This window comes from Streptomyces doebereineriae (assembly GCF_031845645.1).
Taxonomy (GTDB): domain Bacteria; phylum Actinomycetota; class Actinomycetes; order Streptomycetales; family Streptomycetaceae; genus Streptomyces; species Streptomyces canus.
Map to the genome: position 1 here is coordinate 132,360 of NZ_JAVREZ010000015.1, position 18,001 is coordinate 150,360.

Consider the following 18,001-nt stretch of genomic DNA (forward strand, 5'->3'; position numbering starts at 1 on the left):
ACGTCATGCCGGGTAGGAGGCCGATCCATGACACGCATGTTGAACAGCCGGGCCTGGCCGTCGTCGAGGTCGCAGCCGCCGACGATGCGACCGCCTTCGCCGTCCAGGACCTGCTCGCCGCCAACTACGCGATCGCACCGGGCGACCGCACGGTCCACGAGCCCGGCGAACCCGGCGCCCGGCTGGACCTACGCCAGGAGCCCGGCTTGTAGCGCTGCGGGTGGGCGGCCGCGTCCCGCTGACCAGCCGTGGTCTGGCTCATGGTCGGGTCGGTGGTCGGGTGTGCACGCGCCGCTCGGTTTGCGGACGGACAGACCGGGTGGAAGGCATGGGGCTGTGACGTGGACGCTGCCGGAACCGATGCTCGCCGCCCCTGTGTCCGACCCGGCTCTGCTGCCCGGGTGGGCGGGAGAGCCCAAGTGGGACGGGTTCAGGGCTCTGTTGTCCGTCGACGCCGGCCGGGTGGTGCTGCGCTCGAGGCGAGGCACGGAGATGGCGGCATCGTTTCCGGAGATCGTGGCCGGCATCGTGCAGCTACCGGACGCGACCGCGTTCGACGGCGAGCTGGTCGTATGGGATGCCGCGGGCCGCCTCGCGTTCGAGCGGCTACAGGACAGGCTTGCCCGGCGCGGAGCCGGGGCGGCCCGGTCGGCACAGGAGTGGCCGGCCCACTTCGTCGCGTTCGATGTCTTGCGGCTGTCCGGGACGGACACGACCGGATGGCCCTACCGGCGGCGCAGAGCCGCCCTCGAGTCCGTGTTCGCCGCCCGCGGGCTCATCGCGCCGTGGGTGTTGTGTCCGTCGACCACCGACCCGGACACCCTGCGCGAGTGGCTGACGTGGACCTCGGTCGGGATCGAGGGCGTGCTCTTCAAACGGCTGGACGACGCCTACCGGCCTTCAGGCAGAGACTGGCAGAAATACAAGGTGCGCGAGACCACGGAGGCGATCGTCGGTGCTGTCACCGGCTCCCTGACCGCTCCCCGTTCTCTGCTGCTCGGCAGGTACGACGACGGGCGCCTGCAATACACCGGCCGCACCACCACCCTCACCCGGACGGCCAGCACAACGGTCGCCGGCCAGCTTGCTTCGGCGCAGCACGGTCACCCATGGACGGGCTGGTCGTTCTCCGCCGGGTGGGGCAGTCACGAGACACTGAACGGCACGCTGGTGGAACCCGAGCTGGTGGTGGAAGTCAGCGTCGACGTCGCCCGCGACGCTGCTGGCCGGTGGCGCCACCCTGCACGCCTGCACCGCGCCCGCCCCGATCTCTCCCCCGCCGACGTCCCCCGCTGGACGTCACCGCAGCGCTAGCGTCGAAACACCCGCTGACCAGCCGTGGTCGGAGTCATGGACGGGGTTGGCGGCAGTGTGGTCGGCGCCGTGGCCGGTCTACTCGGTGGTGTGGTCGGGGTCGGGGAGTTCCGGTGGAAAGTGCTGTTCCAGGATCCTGACAACCAGGCTTGGCGCGTTCAGCGGGCGGCGATGAGGCGGCAACATCCCTCAAAAGCCGGGTGAGGCTGGTGACGACCGGGCCCCACCCCTTCCCACCCTCAGTACGCACGGTGTCGGCGGGAGAGCGGCGGTCAGCGCTGCTGCATCGCTTTGAGGTCGGACAGCGTCAGTGTGTTCGTGCCGCGGTCCTCCGCGCTGCTCTGTGTCCAGGCGACGATCGCCGGGTGCGCCTTCTCGTAGGCGGCGCCGGCGGCCGTGTTCTGGCCGTCGGTGACGGCGACCTGGGTGAGGTAGGCGGCCAGGGCGTGCGGCCCCCCGCCGTTGTAGCCGATGTTGTAACCGAGGCCGTTGCGCTGCGGCAGGATCGACAGCAGCCCCTTCTCCGTCCGGGCCCAGAACAGGCCCCCGCTGACGAGGAAGCGGTCGAAGGTGTCGCCCGGGCGCAGATCGAGCGGGGCGTACGTGTTGTAGCTCCACTGGTCCGTGCCTCCCGCGCCTGCGTGCTTGAAGTGCGCACCGACGACAGGCAGCCCGAACTCGGGGTCGTAGAAGGTCCGGCGGCATACACAGCCCGATCCCCTGACGACCGAAGGGCTGTCCTTGTCTTCTTCCACACAGGGGCGGAACAGAGCCGGGATCTTCGTTGGCTCCACGAGCGTGCAGTGCATCGCGTTTGGCTCGCAGCGCACCAGCCTGCTCAGCCACTCCTCAAAGTGAGGTGTCTGAGCCTGGCGCGCCGCGATGGACACGTCGGCGTTCAGTGATGTCGAGGCGATGCCAAGACGGGCCTCGGTGTAGAGGACGAAGTTCAGGTAGCCCTTCGTCGGATCGGTCAGGTTCAGGTCGACTGGCTCGTAGGTCAACGTGGCGCTCCAATCGTGGCGGGCCTGGTGCCCCGGCCTGGTGGCGGGTTCAGGGGGCGCGGTGTTCGGGGCGCAGGGTGAGGCCGTCGTGCAGGAACTGTTCGGCGTCGGCTGGCCCGAGCCCCAAGGCGCGGGAGACGGCTGTTCCCTCGTCGCCGCTGTTGAAGGCGAGCAGGATCCTGCGGCTTGCGGGGTCGGCCATGGTCCGGCGGGCGGCTTCGACGATGTGGGTGACGCAGCCGGTGGTGCCGTCTTCCACGATGTCCCTGCGAGTGTGGTCGTCCCAGATGTTGAGCTGGAGGTGGGCGCCCTCGGTGGAGCAGTCCTCCTTGGAGTCCGCACCGAGGACGCATCGCCCGAGCATGGCGGCGTGGGCGTGGCGCTGGAGGTAGACGGCCTTGCCCAGGAGGCGATTGACTTCCTTCTCCAGGTTCTCGCGCGCCTTCTCGGGGCTGACGAGCGAGGTCTTGGAGTCGAAGGGCTGCACCCGGATCTTCAGTGCCGACAGGCTGCGGGCGAGGTCGTCGGCGACGCTGAGCAGGCCCACCAGGTTCACGTCACCGGACTGGCGGGGCGGGGGCAGTTCGTCGGGATAGCTGTAGAGCGGCTCCAGCGGCTCGTTCAGGTCGGTCATGGGTTTCTCCCATTCCTGGTGCCAACTTCACGATTCTCAATCCGTCTCGAGACACAGATCACGAGAAGGCGCAGATCAGCCAAGCCCTGGCCGGTTAGCGTCACCTCTCTGTCCGCGGGCTGCACCCCTGCCTGGGACCGGGCGGGGCATGTGGTGCCTGAGGAGCGGCGGGCTGGCGAGGTGGCGGGCGAGGGCCATTGTCGATGAAGTCGTCCAGGCCGCCTGCACTCACGGCCGCGCAGGTTCCAGGATGTGCCGGCGGGGGAAGTCGCGGCGCACGGTGAAGACGATCGCGTCGACGGCAGCGAGCGCGGTGTCCACCAGGTCTAGGTCGTTGTGCCAGTCGGGACAGTGCTGGCCGTCCTCCGGCGGAGCGGCGTCGTAGCGGATGCCGGGAGCGCCGACGGCGGATGCCCTCATACGGATGTGGGGGCGTCGGAGAGCGTTCGGTGAGAGTGATCAGCGTGTGCTGCCGCGCCTGTCACATGAGGCGGTCCGCGCGAACGGGGTCGCGGCGCGGTCGAGCAGACCGGCCAGCAGGTCGGAGGAAACGGGCCGTGGGATGCCGGTCAGATCGCCGACGGCCAGGTTTCGGGCGAGGTCTCGGAAGATCAGCCGTTCCCGTTTGAGAGCCCGGAACAGGCTGCGAAGGGAGGTGGCGAGCTGGCGTCGGGCGGTCCCGGTCAGATTCTCCAGCGCGGCGTGGAGGTGGTCCGAGGTGACTTCCCGAAGGGTCGTCATGCCGGCCGCGGTCCACGCGATGAGGGTTGGTTGCAGGGTGGTGAGGTAGCGGCGGATGCCCTCCCAACTGCGTGGTTCGTTCTCGCTGGGGCCTTGGCCGCGCAGCACGTTCGTCCATGCCCGGACCTCGTCAGCGACGGGTTGTGGTAACGACAAAGCGGTCCTAGCGCCGCAGGTCAGTCCAGGTCCTACGCTTGAGGAGCGATCGCTCGTTCATCTCGCTCTAGAGCAACGGTTTGTCCGGACCCTGCGCGTGAGGAGCGACCGAACCATCAGCACTACCCGGGGGCACCAGACCATGGAGGAGCGACCGTAGTACCGGCAGTGGAAGGACCGTTGAAATTCGTGCCGTATGGCGGCACGACTGTTTCGGGATAGTGGGCATGACGGAGAGAGTGCAGGTGCTGTGTAGCGAGGGGGATGGCAGGAAGGTCCATTGCAGCCTGCCTGCGTCGATCGTCTGTGACGCTAACGCTGTTGATGGCACGATGAGTTGGGGCGAAAGGTGGAGGTTCGTGCAGGGTGACAGGCGGCAGATTCAGACGGCGGTCCTGGGCGGTGCGGACTCGGAAGAGCCGCTGATGCTGCCGCTGGAGGCGATCGAGCTGGACGCGTTCCGCCGCCATCACGAGCACGACACGTTCTGGTGCGGGCTGCTGCTCGGAGGCTGCGGCCTCTAGCTGACGACGAAGCTGTACACCGACCGGGTCTGTTCCCTGTCAAGTCCAGCGTGTTGAACTTGAGCGGAGACTTGGCCTGCGGCCATGCGACCGCTCGGACCTGGTGCGGGAGGGCAAGCAGTTCTCGGAGCTGGTGCCCAGGCGCAGACCCTCGACCCAAACGACGGGCCCGGCGATGGTGCGGGTCGTCGGCGGGGATGTTGGCCGTGGGCGTGAGGTCCTCGATCTCGGCCAGAATCGGAACCATTCCTTCACGAATTTTCTCGATCTCCTGCCATAGATCCTATTGTGCGGTTCGTTGACATTGCAGGGGGAAGCGAGGACGGTGCAGAGTGAGGCATTGCGCGGCCACAAGTGCTTCACACTGAAACGAAAATCACCCGCGGGTTCGTTTCGATTGCTGGCACGGGAACCCTGTGGATTGAGGGCTTCACAGAACTCAGCCGCTTAGCAGAACGCAATTTCCGCAACTGATGGAGCGATCATGGTTGACGGCACTCAAATCAGCGTAGACGAACTCCTGCTGTCGCAGCGTGAATCTGGACTGCGGGCAACGCTTGAAGCGATTGACTCGGACGAAAGCCGGGTCAAGGTTACCCCGTACATGGCTAACCTCGGCTGTTTGTGCAGCATCGCCCTGAATGTCCCCAAGGCTGCAATTGAAGCCCTTGTCAAAACGAGTGCGACGCATGACTGCTGTGGAAAATTACTTTCTGTGGTCGAGGTAATATTTGCAGATAAAGCGTACGCTGACGCCTTCTCTCAATTGATAAAAGTACAGGCTGTCGGTGGCGGGTCGCGACCAAGTGCTATTCAGGAGTCACCTGATCCACATTCGCCCGTAGCGCCTCCAAGTGGCTCGCAATCTATTTGGTCGGAACTAGCCTACGAGACCTCTCGCGAGCGGGGCCCCATGCGCGTGGATGATCCACACCGTCAGGAGTGCTTAAATGCCTGTACTGCTGAGGTTGAGCGATCCCTGAAGGAATGCTTCTATTCTGGTGCTGGCAGCCTGAATTGGTGTCTCTGTGTAGCAAAAAATACTCTCGGTGCCTGTAGGGCCGACTGCACGGGTCGTCGCCATGTCCCGACGTACTGTATCGAGTGAAGAGCGCCGCCGCGTAAGTGCCTGTTTTCCTTCCCTGAAGGGAGATCACACGGAGGGTCTTGCGCTTCCGCAGCGCGGGTCATGCAGATAGGGCAGGCAGTCGCTTCATCCAAGCATCGAACAAATCGCGGTCATACCGTTGCCGTCGGATCAGAGATGGCTCGGTGCTCCAGGTCCACACGACCCGGCCCGGGTCTGTGTCGTCGAGTGCTTGGTACCACTCGCGTAGTGGGCCAGCCAGTTGGGCGTTGACGTCGAAGGTCCTGCGGCTGCGTGTGGCGTCGTGCTCCTTCTGACGACGCAGGGTGTCAGAGGAAGGGATCTGGCAGGCGATCAGATCGGCGAGACCCAGTCGCCGCGTCTCAATCGCGCTCCGCGCGAGGGATAGTTGCGATTCGAAGTCATCGGCTGATGTGAGTCTGGCGCGTGCCAAGCACCAGCTGTAATGCAGCTTCAAGGGGTCGGTGTCGCAGACGGCCAACTCGTGCTCGGCCTCGAGTTCACAGGCGTGTGTCCAGCGGGTCACGTTGCGCTCGATCCAGAACACGCTCGTCTCGTCCAGGGACCAGTCTGCAGAGGGCATGCCGCCCGGCAGTTCAGGGACCACTTGCCCGGATGCAAATCGGGCGCAATGAGTTGACTTTCCGGCCGCGCTCGGACCCTCGACAACCAAGATCATGGTGTGCAGTCTTTCAGCACGCTGGTGGAAGCACCTCGCGAAAGGGTCCGATGCGGTCTGACGATGCCTCGCGGTTCAGGCTGACGGATCCGGCTTCTTCGACCAGCCGGGGGCGGGCTTCTTCCGGATCATACGCCTGGTCATGAGAGTGATGAGTGCCCAGTTCAGGTGGGCTTCGGAGTGCTGGGGCAGCCGTTCGTAGTCGCGTGCGTTGCGGCGGGCGTTCATGCACCAGCCGATCGTGCGCTCGACTTTCCAGCGGCGGGGTAGCACGACGAAGCCCTTGGTGCCCTTGGGCCGGGAGACGTCCGCCTCCCGGATCTCAGCGAACTTCGGTCCCGCGGAGTGGTCGCAAGCCACCTCCCGGCCCAGCCGAAAAACCGGCGCAGCCTCGGGGCCGGTCCCGCGGAGTCCTCACCCGGCACCTCCGGCTGAGCGCTGTCATCGGCCCTTCCGTATCCGTCGGCGAATCGAGCCCGGCTCCCCGTACCAGTCCACCGTCCAGGCCACGCGGCTCCCAGATCGGCTCTGTGCCGTTCACGATGCTGTGCAGGACCCCGGCCTTGGGGTGCAGCGGTACAGCGGTTAACGCTAAGCCGGTGATCATGGGATCAGGGCAGGTCCTGGGCGGGACTACAGCAGCTCGGCGTTCGGGTGGGGAGAGCAGTGCCGCGTCAGCGCGTGCGGCGTCGGTGACTGCGGTATGTCACGGGGTGGACAAGGTGTTGGGGGCTAGGTCCGCCTCGTGCGTGGCTGCCCAGGAAGCGAGTAGGGCCAGTGCTTCTGCGGAGGGGGAGCCGGGTTCTGCGGTGTAGATGGTGAGGGTTAGGCCCGGTTCGGCGGCCATCTCCAGGCCCTCGTAGGCGAGGGTGAGGTCGCCGACGACCTGGTGGTGGAAGCGTTTGGTTCCGGTGCCGTGGTTGCGCACGTTGTGGGCGCCCCAGCGGGTGCGGAACTCGTCGCTGCGGGTGCACAGCTCGCCGACGAGGTCGTGCAGGTCCTTGTCGTGGGGGTTGCGGCCGGCTTCGGTGTGCAGGATCGCCACCGCGGCATCGGCGAAGGTGTCCCAGTCGGGGAAGAAGCTGTGGGAGGCGGGGTCGAGGAAGATGAACCGGGCGAGGTTCGCCTGGTTGCCCGGGGACGCGTAGACGTCGGCGTGGAAGGCACGGGCGAGCGGGTTGGCGGCGAGGATGTCCAAGCGGCCGTTGCGGACGAAGGCGGGGCCCGCCGTGATGGCGTCCAAGGTCCATTGCAGGCTGCGGTGGGGTGTCCACCGTTGACTGGTGCGGTGCCTGGGACGGCGGGTGAGGGCGTCGGAGCCGTCCGCGGCATGCGCCAGGTTGAGCAGATGGGCACGTTCGGCGTCGTCGAGCTGGAGAACGCGGGCGACGGCTTCCAGGACGGCCGGGGATACGCCGGCGAGGTTGCCGCGTTCGAGTTTGGCGTAGTACTCGACGCTCATGTCGGCGAGGGCCGCCACCTCGCTGCGGCGCAGGCCGGGCACGCGCCGCCGGGGGCCGGAGGGCAGTCCTGCCCGTTCCGGGGTGATCTTTGCGCGCCGCGAGGTGAGGAACTCGCGGACTTCTTCACGGTTGTCCACACCTCGACGGTACGTCCGACAGACGGCCGGAGAGATGTACTGCTGGTACACCCATTGATGGTGCCTCGCTCATCGCACCGGACGGTGGTTACCTCGATGACGTGGTGCTTTCCGCCCGGCCGTGCAGTCGGGCTGGTGGACAAGCCCACGTCCGGCGCCGGACGGCACAGCACCGGACCGGCAGCCCCCCACCCCACGGCACAACACATGAGCAGGAGCAAGAACATGGCACCGCAGCAGTCCCCCTCACAGCAGCTCGTCGGCGACATCACGCCGAAGCTGGCCGACCTGACCGACGACGTCCTGTTCGGTGACGTCTGGGAACGCCCGGGGCTGTCCAAGCGCGACCGCAGCCTGGTCACCGTGACCGCCCTGGTGGCGCTGTACCGCACCGACCAGCTCCGCTTCCACCTGCGGACCGCACTGAACAACGGCCTCACCAAAGACGAGCTGGCGGAGATGATCACGCACCTGGCCTTCTACGCCGGCTGGCCGAACGCCATGAGCGCCGCCACCGTCCTGAAGGAAATCCTCGCCGAGCCCGACGCCGCGTCCGGCAACTGATCGACCGCGAACCTCTCGCCCGCCCACTCCCGCAGCGCGCCCGCAACATTCGCCTGGAGTCGGGCTCCGGCCTCGCCCACACCGGCGCCTCCTGATCCCCACACCACCGATCACGAAACAGAGCCATGGACCACATCATCGAAACGCCCACCATCAAGGGCCCGGCCGATCGCTTCACCGGCGACGTCTACCTCAACATGCTCCAGGCACCCACCGAGCCGGGCCGCCTGGCCGTCGGGCTGGTCCGCTTCACACCCGGCGCCCGCACCAACTGGCACTCCCACGCCCTGGGCCAGACCCTCCACCTCACCGACGGCGTCGGCCTGGTCGGCACCCGCGACGGCAACATCGTCCGTGTTACCGCGGGGCAGACCATCACCTGCCCGGCAGGCCAGGAGCACTGGCACGGCGCCACCGGCACCACTTTCATGGCCCACATCGCCATGGTCGTCGGCGACGACAACGGCGACGGCACCACCTGGCTCGAACCCGTCACCGACGAGCAGTACGGGCAGGCCTCCTGACCCTGGGTTCGGCAACCCCGTCATCCCTGCCACGTTAAACAACACGCGCACCACCCCTGCCAGATCGGACACTTCGGTGGCCGGTTCACCCTCCTCTTCGATGCCCAGGACCACTCCCAGAGCCACACCGGAGTGATGATCACCGGCCGCGTCGATGATGGACACCTCGACACCGTCCTGGGCCTGGCTGGCCCGACCACCCTCACCGTCGCCCTGGCTTCCTAAGCCCTGGGCGGCGCACGGCTCTTGGCCCGGTGGTACGGGGTTCAGAAACAGGCACTCAACCTTGTTCCTTATCTACCAAGATCTTCCAGGCTTGCCGATGGCCTTGAGGGTCTCGGGGCGTTTGACGGTCTTGCCGACGTCGTAGCGGGGTGCCCGGTGCTTGTTCTTGGCGCCGGCTGGCCGTCCGGGGCCGGTGCCTCGGGGTTTGGGAACACGGGCCGGGCAGGCGAGATGAGCGCGGATGTTCCTGAACCCCCGGCGGACCCGGGCCGGGGTGAGCCGGTTGGAGGTGGTGGGTTTCTCCCAGGGGCGACGGAGGTCCTCGGCGAGGGGACGGGTGAGCCGGAGCTGGGTGTGAGCGACGATCAGGAGCCAGGTCCAGCGGTCCGCCGCCTCGGGAGTACGGAGTTTCGGAGTGGTCCAGCCGAGGGTCTGCTTCGCGAAGCGGAAGGTGTGCTCCAGGTCGAAGCGGCGGAGAAATGCCTGCCAGAAACGGTCCACGTCGTCCGGGGTGGCACCGGTCTTGGAGGACCATAACCACACCGGCGGGGCATCCCGGTCCTTCGACAGGTGCTCGACCTTCAGCCGAATCAACGTGCCCTCGACCAAGGGCAGCTCGCCGTCGTGGTCGAGCCGGGAGGAGCGGTGGGTGAGCCTGGGGTGCACCCGGTCCCACGCCTGGGTTTCGGCCTTGCCGTAGTTGCTGGTGTCAGTGACCGTGGTGATCGCGGGCTCGGGCCAGGTCTCCGGCTTGGTGAAGCGGAATTCCGGGCCGTGCTTGGGCGGCCGGCCGTTGACGCCGTGCATCCTCGGCGGCTTCGGCAGGCGCATGACGCGGTCGGAGCGGACCCGGCCGACCATCTCGACCGGCAGATCACGCAGGACCCAGGCCAGGCGGGTGACGTCGTAGCCGGCGTCGCTGACGATCACGATGGCCGGGTCCCCGGCGCGCCACTGGCCTGCGGCGACGAGCCGTTGAACGACTCGTCGGAGCTGCGCGGCGGTGACCGCGGTCGCATCGTCCGCCGGGCCGAGCCGAACCGTGTCGAGGATCGCGGTCCAGGAGGTGGCGCCCGGCTCCAGCGCGGCCACGAAGGAGTAGGGCCAGCCCGGAATGAACTGCGATGCTGTCTTCGCGCGGCCGTAGACGTGGCAGAACAGCCGCTCTGCTGAACATGGCGCATCCGAGCGGAGCCACGGCGACACGTCGACCGCCAGGACCAGGCGCCCGCCCTCGAAACGCGGCAGCGGCAGCCCGGCCAGCACCGTCTGGAGCCGGTCGACGTCGATCCGGCCCTGGTTCAGGCCGCCGTACATCGCTCCGTGCCCGCGACGATGCTCGGGCAGCAGCGTCAGGTCCACCGGGGACTTCACCGCCCCGTCCGCACACAGCACCGCGTCCACGAGCTCGAACAACTCGTCGCGCCGGGCGGTCAGACACTCGTAGAACTCGCCCCGGAAGCGTGACGCTTCCGCGAACGCCTCCCTTCGGACAGCATCAGGCAGCAGACTCACCCTCACGGCCTTCGTCGTGGTCACGTGCACCTTGGTCGGAGCACATGATCAGACGAAGGCCGCCCCCACGTCCGGCGAATCCCCATGCGAGCGAATCCGTTCGAGACGCCATTCGAGACCGTGGCACCATGTAGCGCATGACGACGAACCGAAAGGTCCATGCCGCGTAGACGGCCAGGACAGATCCGTGCCGGCGCCCACGCCAGTCACCGGACAACCGGTGCAAGGCCAGTCATCGACGGCCTGTCATCGCGCGCACTGTCCGAGATCGCCCGTCTCGAGCACACCCGCAACTATCTGCAGCCAGGCGATGTCAGCACAGCTGTGGGCCTGTGGAAGAACTACGTACACCAGCCCGAGCGGGATCTGTGGCACGACTACGAGTGGGGCAACGTGCACTGGTACTGCTGCGGCAACCCCCTCGAATCCCGAGCCCTCCTAGCCTCGCGCTTTCATGAGGTCAGCCGTCCGAGGCTTGATTACAAGCGTGAGAAGTGCTCCTGACCTGCAACGATAGGGCTTGTCGAGAGTCTTGTTGGCTGCGAGGAAAGAGGCACTTCGCAGGTGACCAGGCATAACGGACCCGGCCCACGTGTCCGTGTCGAGGGCGACAGGCGCAGGGTGGTCTCGCAGGCAGGGACTGCGGTTCCTTCCTGACGCCGAGGACGGCTGGTGCGCTGCCCTCAAGAGCGTGCGCACCTCCCGTGTCGGCAGCGTCCATCGGACCTGGCCGCGGCCCTCGAGAGGGTACCCATGGGGAGCCGAGACTGCCGACAACTGTCCGAACTGTTTGCGGGACAGCCACGAGCCCGATGGGACAGGGGTATTGGGGCCGTGTCACACCGGGCTCGGGGAGCTTGGCAGCTCACCGGATGATGATGTGTGCTGCCGAGCGGCGCGTTCAGGCTGCGGGGGCGGGCTCCGGAGCGGGAGCCGCGCGACGCAGCAGGGTGAGAGCGACGAGCAGGCCGACGAGGCAGACGAATCCTGCGGTCAGCGTCGCGGCGTGCAGGCCGCCGAGGGTCGCCAGCTCTGCCGTGGTGGTAGAGGCGAGTGCGGCGGAGCGGGCGGTGACGATGGCGGCCAGTCCGGCCACTCCGATGGCCCCGATGAACTGCGGCATCTGGGAGAGCGCGCCGGCTACGCCCTGCTCGTCCGTGCGCAGGCCGGAGGTGAGGGTGGTGATGAAGGCGACGACGGCCAGGACGTGGCCGAAGCCCATCGCGCCCGAGGTGACCACCAGCAGCAGCGGGATGTTGCTGTCCGCGGGCAGGAAGACCATGAAGCCGGTGCCGACGGCCTGCACCAGAAGTCCGAGAGCCATGGTCTGGCGGGTGCCCAGTGAGCCGATCAGCTTCGATGCGATGGTGCCGGCGACCAGGGCGGTGGCGCCTTCGGCGAGGAAGCCGAAGCCGGTCGCCAGCGCCGAGTAGCCCAGGACGTCCTGCATGTAGAGGCTGAGCAGCACGGTCGTGCCGCCGCACATGCCGAAGGTGACGAAGCCGACGACGAAGCTCCACTTGACGGTGGGCCGCTTGAGCAGTTCCAGCGAGACGAGGGGGGCCGGGTGGCGGGCTTCGACGAGCAGGAAGGCGGCGATGAGTACCGCAGCGGCGATAAGGGAGCCGAGAGTGGAGCCGCTGGTCCAACCGGCGTCAGCGCCGGTGGAGATGCCGTAGACCGGAGCGAACAGGCCACCGCTGGCCAGGATGGCGCCGGGTACGTCGAGCCGGGCGGCGATACGGGCGCCGTCCTTGGGCAGCAGGACCACCGCGCCGAGCAGGATGAACGCACCGAGGAACACCATGATCAGCATGGTCCAGCGCCAGCTGAGTCCACTGGTGATGAGGCCGCCGCCGATGGTGCCGATGACGAAGCCGAGAGAGAGCAGGGCGCCGTTGACCGCGAGGGCCTTGGTGCGCTGCGGTCCTTCACGGAAAGAGGCGGTCATCAGGGCGATGGCGGTGGGGCCGATCATCGCGGCGGCAACACCCTGGCCGGCGCGGGCCGCGATGAGGACGCCGGGGTTAGGTGCGAGTCCGCCGATAAGGGACAGCCCGGTGAACAGGATGATGCCCAGGATGAACAGGCGGCGCCGGCCGACGAGGTCCGAGACGCGGCCGAAGAGCAGCAGGAGGCTCGCCGTGGGCAACAGGCAGGCGGTGGCCACCCACTGCAGGTCGCCGGCGGTGGCGAAGTTCAGGTCGCGACCGATCTCGGGCAGCGCCACCGTCACGATCGAGAAGTCCAGCGCGATCAGGAAGGTTGCACCGCACAGTGTGATCAGGGTGAGCCAGCCCCGCACGCCCAGCTTGTCGGGCGCTTCGGGAGCGCGATGGGGGGTGTTGGTTACCACCATGGTGGGATGCCTCTCACAGATGAGCGTCGGGTGGGTGAGAACAAGCCTGTGGTCCGCGGGGTGCGCTACCCAGCCCTCTGCGGTGGATACCCCTGGCAGGTGCAGGATCCAGCCGAGCATCGGACCATCGATTCTCAGTGAACGTCTCGGGGTGCTCCCGCACCAACATCCGCGAGCTGGCTTTGTCCACGAGACTCGTGAACAAAGCCAGCGAGCAAAGGCCCGCGCACTGTGGGGAGTTGCCGAAATGGGGGCGGAAGCCCGGGCTGAGTTTGTGCCGGGCTAAGCGGGCGCACTTCGCGCTGCGTGTGCGCCAGCTCGTGACGCGGGAATCCGGCCCGCTGCAACGGCGTCGAGGACATACAAAAAGGCCCGGCCTGGCAGCGACGGGGGTGACGGGGCCAGGCCGGGCGGGTCCGCGCGCCCCGAGGCGCGGCGGACGTTCAGGAGCCGGTGATCAGTCGGCTACGGCAGTTTCCGGCTGAGCGACCGAGGACGCAGAGCTCAAGTCGGACAGCAGATGGAGCGCCGCGTGCGAGGACGAACCTGGCTCGGCATTGAAGACCGCGACGCGCTGTCCTTCGTCATGCGGCAGGTCCAGCAGCTCGTTGGTCAAAGTCAGCGCGCCGACCAGAGGATGCTGGAAGTTGCGGGTGTACTGCACACAGGGGCGCACGGTGTGTGCGGCCCACAGAGAAGCGAACTCGGGACTGCGCAGGGTGAGTTCACCGATGAGTTCGGTGAAACGGGGATCGTCGGGATAGCGGGCTGCCGTCATGCGCAGGTCGGCCACGGTGTCCCGGGCCTTCTCACGCCAGCTGGAATACAGCTCACGCGTATGGGGGTCGAGAAAGACCAGGCGGGCCACGTTGGGGCGGCGACCGACGTGGGCCGGTGCGTCGAAGTCGATGTGCGCTGCGAGCAGGGCATGCGCCATGCGATTCCAGCACAGCACGTCGCCGCTGCGGCCCAGGACCAGGGCGGGCGCGTCGCCCATGGAGTCGATCATCAACCGGATACCGGGGCGGACCTGTTCGGGCCGGGAGCGGCGCCGAACCCGCGGTTTGTTGCGGGCCAGGCTGTGCAGGTGAGCGCGCTCGGTCTCAGTGAGCCGCAGTACCCGGGCGATCGCATCCAGCACGGCGTCCGAGGCATTGGGGCTCTGTCCCTGTTCGAGCCTCGTGTAGTAGCCCACGCTGACTCCGGCCAACTGCGCGAGTTCCTCGCGGCGCAGTCCGGGCACCCGGCGGCGGCCACCGTAGTCGATGAGGCCGACGTCCTCCGGCTGGAGCCGGGCCCGCCGGGCGCGCAGGAATGTGCCGAGTTCGGATCGCTGGTCCATGCTGTGTTGTCGCTGGTCCATACATCCAGCATGGCAGTTGCGGACGTTTGGTGCCTATCCCTGCCAGGTGCAGGCACCGGGAGCGCGTTGTCCCTGGTCATGTCGATGCCAATCGCCGATGCGGCCGTCTGTGCCGACGGCACGGTAGGTCCCCGGCGCCGAGAGCCGGCCTTTGCCCGCTGCTGATGTGGGTGTGGCCACCGGCGTTGATTAAGGCTTGTCCCGTAACCCATGAGGCGGGGTGAAACGGTCCTGGTTTGTGGGTCAGTTGGGGCGTTTGGCCAGGCCCAGGAGCTGCTGGTGGAGGCCGGGTCGGGCGAACAGAGCTGCGCCTGTGTCGGTTCGTCGCTGGCCGGAGAGGTCGCTGAAGGTGCCGCCGGCCTCCTCGACGATGGGGATCACTGCGGCAATGTCCCAGGCGCCGGCGCCCAGCAGCAGGAAGGCGTCGAGTTTTCCTGTCGCGACCAGGAGGGCTCCATGGCAGGTGCCGGATCCGGTGGATGGCTTGCTGGGTGGCGGCGTGGTGGGGTCCGCAGATGCCCAGTTGAGTGCGGGGAGCACGGTTGCGGTTCCTGCTGCCAGCCGGGCCGCGGCGACGCGTTCGGCTTTGCTTAGCCGCGGTGGTGGAGGCCAGATTCCGATGGCGGCAACCTTGGCGTTTCCTCCTGCCGTGAGCGTCAGCCGATGCGGCGGTGCTGACGGATCGGAGGGGCAGGGGCCCATCCAGGCGCCGGTGCCTGGCGTTGCCCACCAGCGGCGCCCGAGCGCGGGCGCGGAGACCATGCCCATGGTCACGGTGCCGTGTTCTTCCCGGGCGATGAGAGTGCTCCATTCCGGATCGCCCGCAATGAAGCTCGCCGTGCCGTCAATGGCGTCGATGATCCATCGGCGGCTGCTGCGCCCATGGGCGCCGAACTCTTCGCCCACGAACGCGTCGCCAGGATGTTCCGTACGGATCGACGCGCGCAGGACGCATTCGATCTCGCGGTCCGCGTTGGTGACCGGACTTCCGTCGCCCTTGTCCTCGGCACCCAGGTCGGGTGCGCGGAAGTAGCGCCGGGCGATCTCGTCCGCCTGATCAGCCAGTTGGTGCGCCAGCGTCAGGTCTGCTGAGTCCGTCATACCGCCCACTCTTCTCGCCGATACCTCCGTGATCAAGTCCCGGTCCAGGCGCATAGGCTCGGTGAGACGATCAGCGCATGGCTGGTGTGATCACGGCGTCCGAGCCGTCCTGGATAACCCCGTTCACCGGCGTGAATCCGCGCCAGTTCCACAAGACAGTGACCGCGCTCCGGCGCGAGCAGGCCGAACTTGTCCGGCGCGGCCGGCCCTGGGGCCTTTCGCTGGAGGACCGGGTGCTGCTCGTCGCGGCCTACTGGCGCACGAACTTGACGATGCGCCAGCTCGCCCTGCTGTTTGGCATCTCCAGGTCCGCAACCGACCGGATCATCAACCAGATCGGCCCACTCCTCGCGTTGAAGCCCCGGCAACGCTTCACGAAGGGCACGGTGCTCATCGTGGACGGCGCCCTGGTGCCCACCCGTGACCACACCATCGCCGAGCAGTCCAAGAACTATCGCTATTCCACCAACCACCAGGTTGTCATCGACGCCGACACCCGCCGGGTCGTCGTGGTCGGCCAGCCACTTCCGGGCAACCGGAACGACTGCAGGGCATGGGCGGAATCCGGGGCCAAAGCCGCCGTCGGCAAGACGATGACGATCGCCGACGGCGGCTACCCCGGCACCGGACTGGTGATGCCGCACCGCCGCCGGGCCGGCGAAGAACTCCCCGACTGGAAACAGGAGCACAATCGCTCACACAAGCAAGTCCGCGCCCGCGTCGAGCACACCTTCGCCCGTATGAAGACCTGGAAGATCCTCCGCGACTGCCGGCTCAAGGGTGACGGCGTCCACCACGCCATGCTCGGCATTGCCCGGCTGCACAACCTCAACCTCGCCGGATAGGCGCGGCGGCCACCGGCCGAGCAGTCTTGGCTCCGTCGACTCGAAGATCAGTTACGGGACAAGTCTTAGCCTCGCGCTTTCATGAGGTCGATCGTCCGAGTCTTGACCACAAAGGTGAGAAGTGCTCCTGACCTGCAACGATAGGGCTTGTCGAGAGTCCTGTTGGCTGCGAGGAAAGAAGCACTCAGGTGACCAAGCGTATCGGGTCCTACCCGCGTGTCCGTGTCGAGGGCGACGGACGCGGGGTGGTCTCGCATGCTGGGGCCGTGCTGTTGGTAGAGACGGTCCGCAAGACCGGCCTGGATGAGGCGATATCAGGTGCGCTCGCGCCCTGGCGCAAGCCGCGGGCAGTACACGATCCCGGCAAGATTCTGCTGGATGTGGCGCTCGCAGTGGCCTTGGGCGGAGACTGCCTGGCCGACGTGGGCATGCTGCGGGCCGAACCGTGCGTGTTCGGGCCGGTGGCCTCCGACTCCACGGTCTCCCGGCTGATCGACACGCTTGCTGCAAGCGGGAAGCACGCGCTGACCGCGATCCGTACGGCTCGGGCGCAAGTTCGCGAGTATGTCTGGAAGTTGGCCGGTGAGACGGCCCCGGATGTCGGCGGGCAGGTGCTTGTGGATTTGGACGGGGTGCTCGTCATCGCGCACTCCGAGAAGGAGGACGCGGCAGCGACCTGGAAGAAGACGTTCGGGTACCACCCGTGGATGGGGTTCGTCGACCATGGCCGCGGCGGGTCCGGAGAACCGGTCGTGGGCCTGCTACGGCCCGGCAACGCCGGCTCCAACACCGCCGCCGACCACATCGAGGCCACGCAGCTGGCCCTGGCCCAGCTGCCCCAGAAGTACCGGCGCGGACGTCGAACGCTCATCCGGTGCGATTCCGGCGGCGGCACACACGAGTTCGTCAACTGGCTCTCCGCGCGGGGCCGATGGCTGTCGTACTCGGTCGGGATGACCATCACCGACGCCATCCACCAGGCCGTTCTGAAGATCCCCGCCACCGCGTGGACGGTGGCCGTCGAACCCGGCGGCGGGATCCGCGATGGCGCCTGGGTGGCCGAACTGGACGGAGACTGCCTGAAAGGCTGGCCCAAGGGGGTGCGGCTGATCGTGCGCAAGGAACGGCCGCACCCCGGTGCCCAGCTGCGCTTCACCGACGCCGACGGGATGCGCCTGACGTGCTTCGCCACCAACACCAAGCACACCCCGATCGCCGCGTTGGAGCTGCGTCACCGCCAGCGCGCGAGGGCCGAGGATCGCATCCGCGCCGCCCGCACCACCGGCCTGCGCAACCTCCCCCTTCACGGCGCCGCACAGAACCAGATCTGGCTGTAGATCATCCAGACCGCACTCGACCTGCTTGCCTGGATGCCCATGCTCTCCCTGATCGGTAAGCCCCGTCTGTGGGAACCCCGCCGCCTGCGGCTGCGGCTGTTCTCCGCTGCGGCCCAGCTCGTCACCACTGGACGTCGCCGCATCCTCCGACTCGCCCGGCACTGGCCATGGGCCGGTGTGATCACCGATGCCCTGTCACGGCTTGAAGCCCTGTCGAACCCAGGCTGACCAGCGCCTTCCCGTCCCTACGAGCAGCACCACCGACCGGAGCCGTGGAACCCGGCGCCTACCCGGCGCGACAGGCCGGGCCACCAGCATGCCCACCTGCAGAAAGCCCCACCGCGAACAAGCAGAAAGGGTCCGTCAGCAAGCTGACGGACCCTCATGCAAGATCGAGGCTAGACACCG

Annotated in this window: 17 protein-coding genes and 2 pseudogenes; 8 read left to right on the top strand and 11 right to left on the bottom strand. The window is 67.4% G+C overall.

What is annotated here, in order from left to right:
* The first annotated feature begins 5 nt into the window (after nt 1–5).
* Both RNB18_RS35125 and RNB18_RS35130 read left to right on the top strand, forming a co-directional pair.
* Nucleotides 6–212, top strand: a complete 207-nt coding sequence (locus RNB18_RS35125) for a DUF6207 family protein (RefSeq protein WP_311718127.1) — start codon at nt 6–8, stop codon at nt 210–212.
* 124 nt (nt 213–336) lie between these two features.
* Nucleotides 337–1,314, top strand: coding sequence for an ATP-dependent DNA ligase (locus tag RNB18_RS35130; RefSeq protein ID WP_311718128.1), 978 nt, complete (start codon nt 337–339; stop codon nt 1,312–1,314).
* A 272-nt stretch (nt 1,315–1,586) separates the two neighbouring features.
* Here the strand turns inward: RNB18_RS35130 and RNB18_RS35135 are convergent, their stop codons facing one another.
* The 4 genes from RNB18_RS35135 to RNB18_RS35150 all read right to left on the bottom strand — a co-directional run bounded on the left by RNB18_RS35135 (nt 1,587) and on the right by RNB18_RS35150 (nt 3,801).
* Nucleotides 1,587–2,318, bottom strand: a complete 732-nt coding sequence (locus tag RNB18_RS35135; protein WP_311718129.1) for a hypothetical protein — start codon at nt 2,316–2,318, stop codon at nt 1,587–1,589.
* A gap of 49 nt (nt 2,319–2,367) precedes the next feature.
* Nucleotides 2,368–2,952: a hypothetical protein gene (locus tag RNB18_RS35140; protein WP_311718130.1), complete on the bottom strand. Its 585-nt coding sequence runs from the start codon at nt 2,950–2,952 to the stop codon at nt 2,368–2,370.
* 228 nt (nt 2,953–3,180) lie between these two features.
* On the bottom strand, nt 3,181–3,372 hold the full coding sequence (locus RNB18_RS35145; protein ID WP_311718131.1) for a hypothetical protein: 192 nt from the start codon (nt 3,370–3,372) through the stop codon (nt 3,181–3,183).
* Nucleotides 3,373–3,411: 39 nt separating this feature from the next.
* Nucleotides 3,412–3,801 (bottom strand): hypothetical protein, encoded by a 390-nt coding sequence (locus RNB18_RS35150; protein ID WP_311718132.1) that lies wholly within the window; start codon nt 3,799–3,801, stop codon nt 3,412–3,414.
* Between the two features lie 407 nt (nt 3,802–4,208).
* Here RNB18_RS35150 and RNB18_RS35155 point away from each other — a divergent pair, with 407 nt between their 5' ends.
* Nucleotides 4,209–4,373, top strand: a complete 165-nt coding sequence (locus RNB18_RS35155; protein ID WP_311718133.1) for a hypothetical protein — start codon at nt 4,209–4,211, stop codon at nt 4,371–4,373.
* Nucleotides 4,374–4,857: 484 nt separating this feature from the next.
* A complete protein-coding gene (locus RNB18_RS35160) occupies nt 4,858–5,481 on the top strand; it encodes a hypothetical protein (protein WP_311718134.1) in 624 nt (207 codons plus the stop codon).
* 79 nt (nt 5,482–5,560) lie between these two features.
* Here the strand turns inward: RNB18_RS35160 and RNB18_RS35165 are convergent, their stop codons facing one another.
* The 3 genes and pseudogenes from RNB18_RS35165 to RNB18_RS35175 all read right to left on the bottom strand — a co-directional run bounded on the left by RNB18_RS35165 (nt 5,561) and on the right by RNB18_RS35175 (nt 7,760).
* On the bottom strand, nt 5,561–6,160 hold the full coding sequence (locus RNB18_RS35165) for a hypothetical protein (protein ID WP_311718135.1): 600 nt from the start codon (nt 6,158–6,160) through the stop codon (nt 5,561–5,563).
* Between the two features lie 78 nt (nt 6,161–6,238).
* Nucleotides 6,239–6,466, bottom strand: a pseudogene (locus RNB18_RS35170) (transposase); the annotation flags it as partial.
* A gap of 400 nt (nt 6,467–6,866) precedes the next feature.
* Nucleotides 6,867–7,760, bottom strand: a complete 894-nt coding sequence (locus RNB18_RS35175) for a helix-turn-helix transcriptional regulator (protein ID WP_311718136.1) — start codon at nt 7,758–7,760, stop codon at nt 6,867–6,869.
* 207 nt (nt 7,761–7,967) lie between these two features.
* Between RNB18_RS35175 and RNB18_RS35180 the strand changes: the two genes are divergently transcribed.
* Both RNB18_RS35180 and RNB18_RS35185 read left to right on the top strand, forming a co-directional pair.
* Nucleotides 7,968–8,324 carry a carboxymuconolactone decarboxylase family protein gene (locus RNB18_RS35180; protein ID WP_394817722.1) on the top strand — a complete coding sequence of 119 codons (357 nt, stop codon included), beginning with the start codon at nt 7,968–7,970 and terminating at the stop codon, nt 8,322–8,324.
* A 125-nt stretch (nt 8,325–8,449) separates the two neighbouring features.
* Nucleotides 8,450–8,848, top strand: a complete 399-nt coding sequence (locus RNB18_RS35185) for a (R)-mandelonitrile lyase (RefSeq protein WP_311718137.1) — start codon at nt 8,450–8,452, stop codon at nt 8,846–8,848.
* A 297-nt stretch (nt 8,849–9,145) separates the two neighbouring features.
* On the opposite strand, the gene RNB18_RS35190 is transcribed toward RNB18_RS35185, so the two are convergent.
* The 4 genes from RNB18_RS35190 to RNB18_RS35205 all read right to left on the bottom strand — a co-directional run bounded on the left by RNB18_RS35190 (nt 9,146) and on the right by RNB18_RS35205 (nt 15,411).
* Complete coding sequence (locus RNB18_RS35190; protein WP_311718249.1) at nt 9,146–10,588, bottom strand: NF041680 family putative transposase; 1,443 nt, start codon at nt 10,586–10,588, stop codon at nt 9,146–9,148.
* A 901-nt stretch (nt 10,589–11,489) separates the two neighbouring features.
* A complete protein-coding gene (locus tag RNB18_RS35195; RefSeq protein ID WP_311718138.1) occupies nt 11,490–12,947 on the bottom strand; it encodes an MFS transporter in 1,458 nt (485 codons plus the stop codon).
* Nucleotides 12,948–13,404: 457 nt separating this feature from the next.
* Entirely contained in the window at nt 13,405–14,310 is a 906-nt protein-coding gene (locus tag RNB18_RS35200; protein WP_311718139.1) for a helix-turn-helix transcriptional regulator, read from the bottom strand.
* Between the two features lie 243 nt (nt 14,311–14,553).
* A complete protein-coding gene (locus RNB18_RS35205) occupies nt 14,554–15,411 on the bottom strand; it encodes an inositol monophosphatase family protein (RefSeq protein ID WP_311718140.1) in 858 nt (285 codons plus the stop codon).
* A gap of 77 nt (nt 15,412–15,488) precedes the next feature.
* On the opposite strand from RNB18_RS35205, the gene RNB18_RS35210 reads away from it, so the two are divergent.
* Nucleotides 15,489–16,256 (top strand): transposase, encoded by a 768-nt coding sequence (locus tag RNB18_RS35210; protein ID WP_311718141.1) that lies wholly within the window; start codon nt 15,489–15,491, stop codon nt 16,254–16,256.
* A 188-nt stretch (nt 16,257–16,444) separates the two neighbouring features.
* A pseudogene (locus RNB18_RS35215) lies at nt 16,445–17,821 on the top strand (IS1380 family transposase).
* Nucleotides 17,822–18,001 lie beyond the last annotated feature (180 nt).

Excerpts from the sequence above, each read along its gene's own strand:
- RNB18_RS35185 (WP_311718137.1), top strand. The coding sequence starts at position 8,450 with ATGGACCACATCATCGAAACGCCCACCATCAAGGGCCCGGCCGATCGC.
- RNB18_RS35160 (WP_311718134.1), top strand. The coding sequence starts at position 4,858 with ATGGTTGACGGCACTCAAATCAGCGTAGACGAACTCCTGCTGTCGCAG.
- RNB18_RS35180 (WP_394817722.1), top strand. The coding sequence starts at position 7,968 with ATGAGCAGGAGCAAGAACATGGCACCGCAGCAGTCCCCCTCACAGCAG.
- RNB18_RS35140 (WP_311718130.1), bottom strand. The coding sequence starts at position 2,952 with ATGACCGACCTGAACGAGCCGCTGGAGCCGCTCTACAGCTATCCCGAC.
- RNB18_RS35145 (WP_311718131.1), bottom strand. The coding sequence starts at position 3,372 with ATGAGGGCATCCGCCGTCGGCGCTCCCGGCATCCGCTACGACGCCGCT.
- RNB18_RS35125 (WP_311718127.1), top strand. The coding sequence starts at position 6 with ATGCCGGGTAGGAGGCCGATCCATGACACGCATGTTGAACAGCCGGGC.
- RNB18_RS35210 (WP_311718141.1), top strand. The coding sequence starts at position 15,489 with ATGGCTGGTGTGATCACGGCGTCCGAGCCGTCCTGGATAACCCCGTTC.
- RNB18_RS35205 (WP_311718140.1), bottom strand. The coding sequence starts at position 15,411 with ATGACGGACTCAGCAGACCTGACGCTGGCGCACCAACTGGCTGATCAG.
- RNB18_RS35165 (WP_311718135.1), bottom strand. The coding sequence starts at position 6,160 with ATGATCTTGGTTGTCGAGGGTCCGAGCGCGGCCGGAAAGTCAACTCAT.
- RNB18_RS35200 (WP_311718139.1), bottom strand. The coding sequence starts at position 14,310 with ATGGACCAGCGACAACACAGCATGGACCAGCGATCCGAACTCGGCACA.
- RNB18_RS35195 (WP_311718138.1), bottom strand. The coding sequence starts at position 12,947 with ATGGTGGTAACCAACACCCCCCATCGCGCTCCCGAAGCGCCCGACAAG.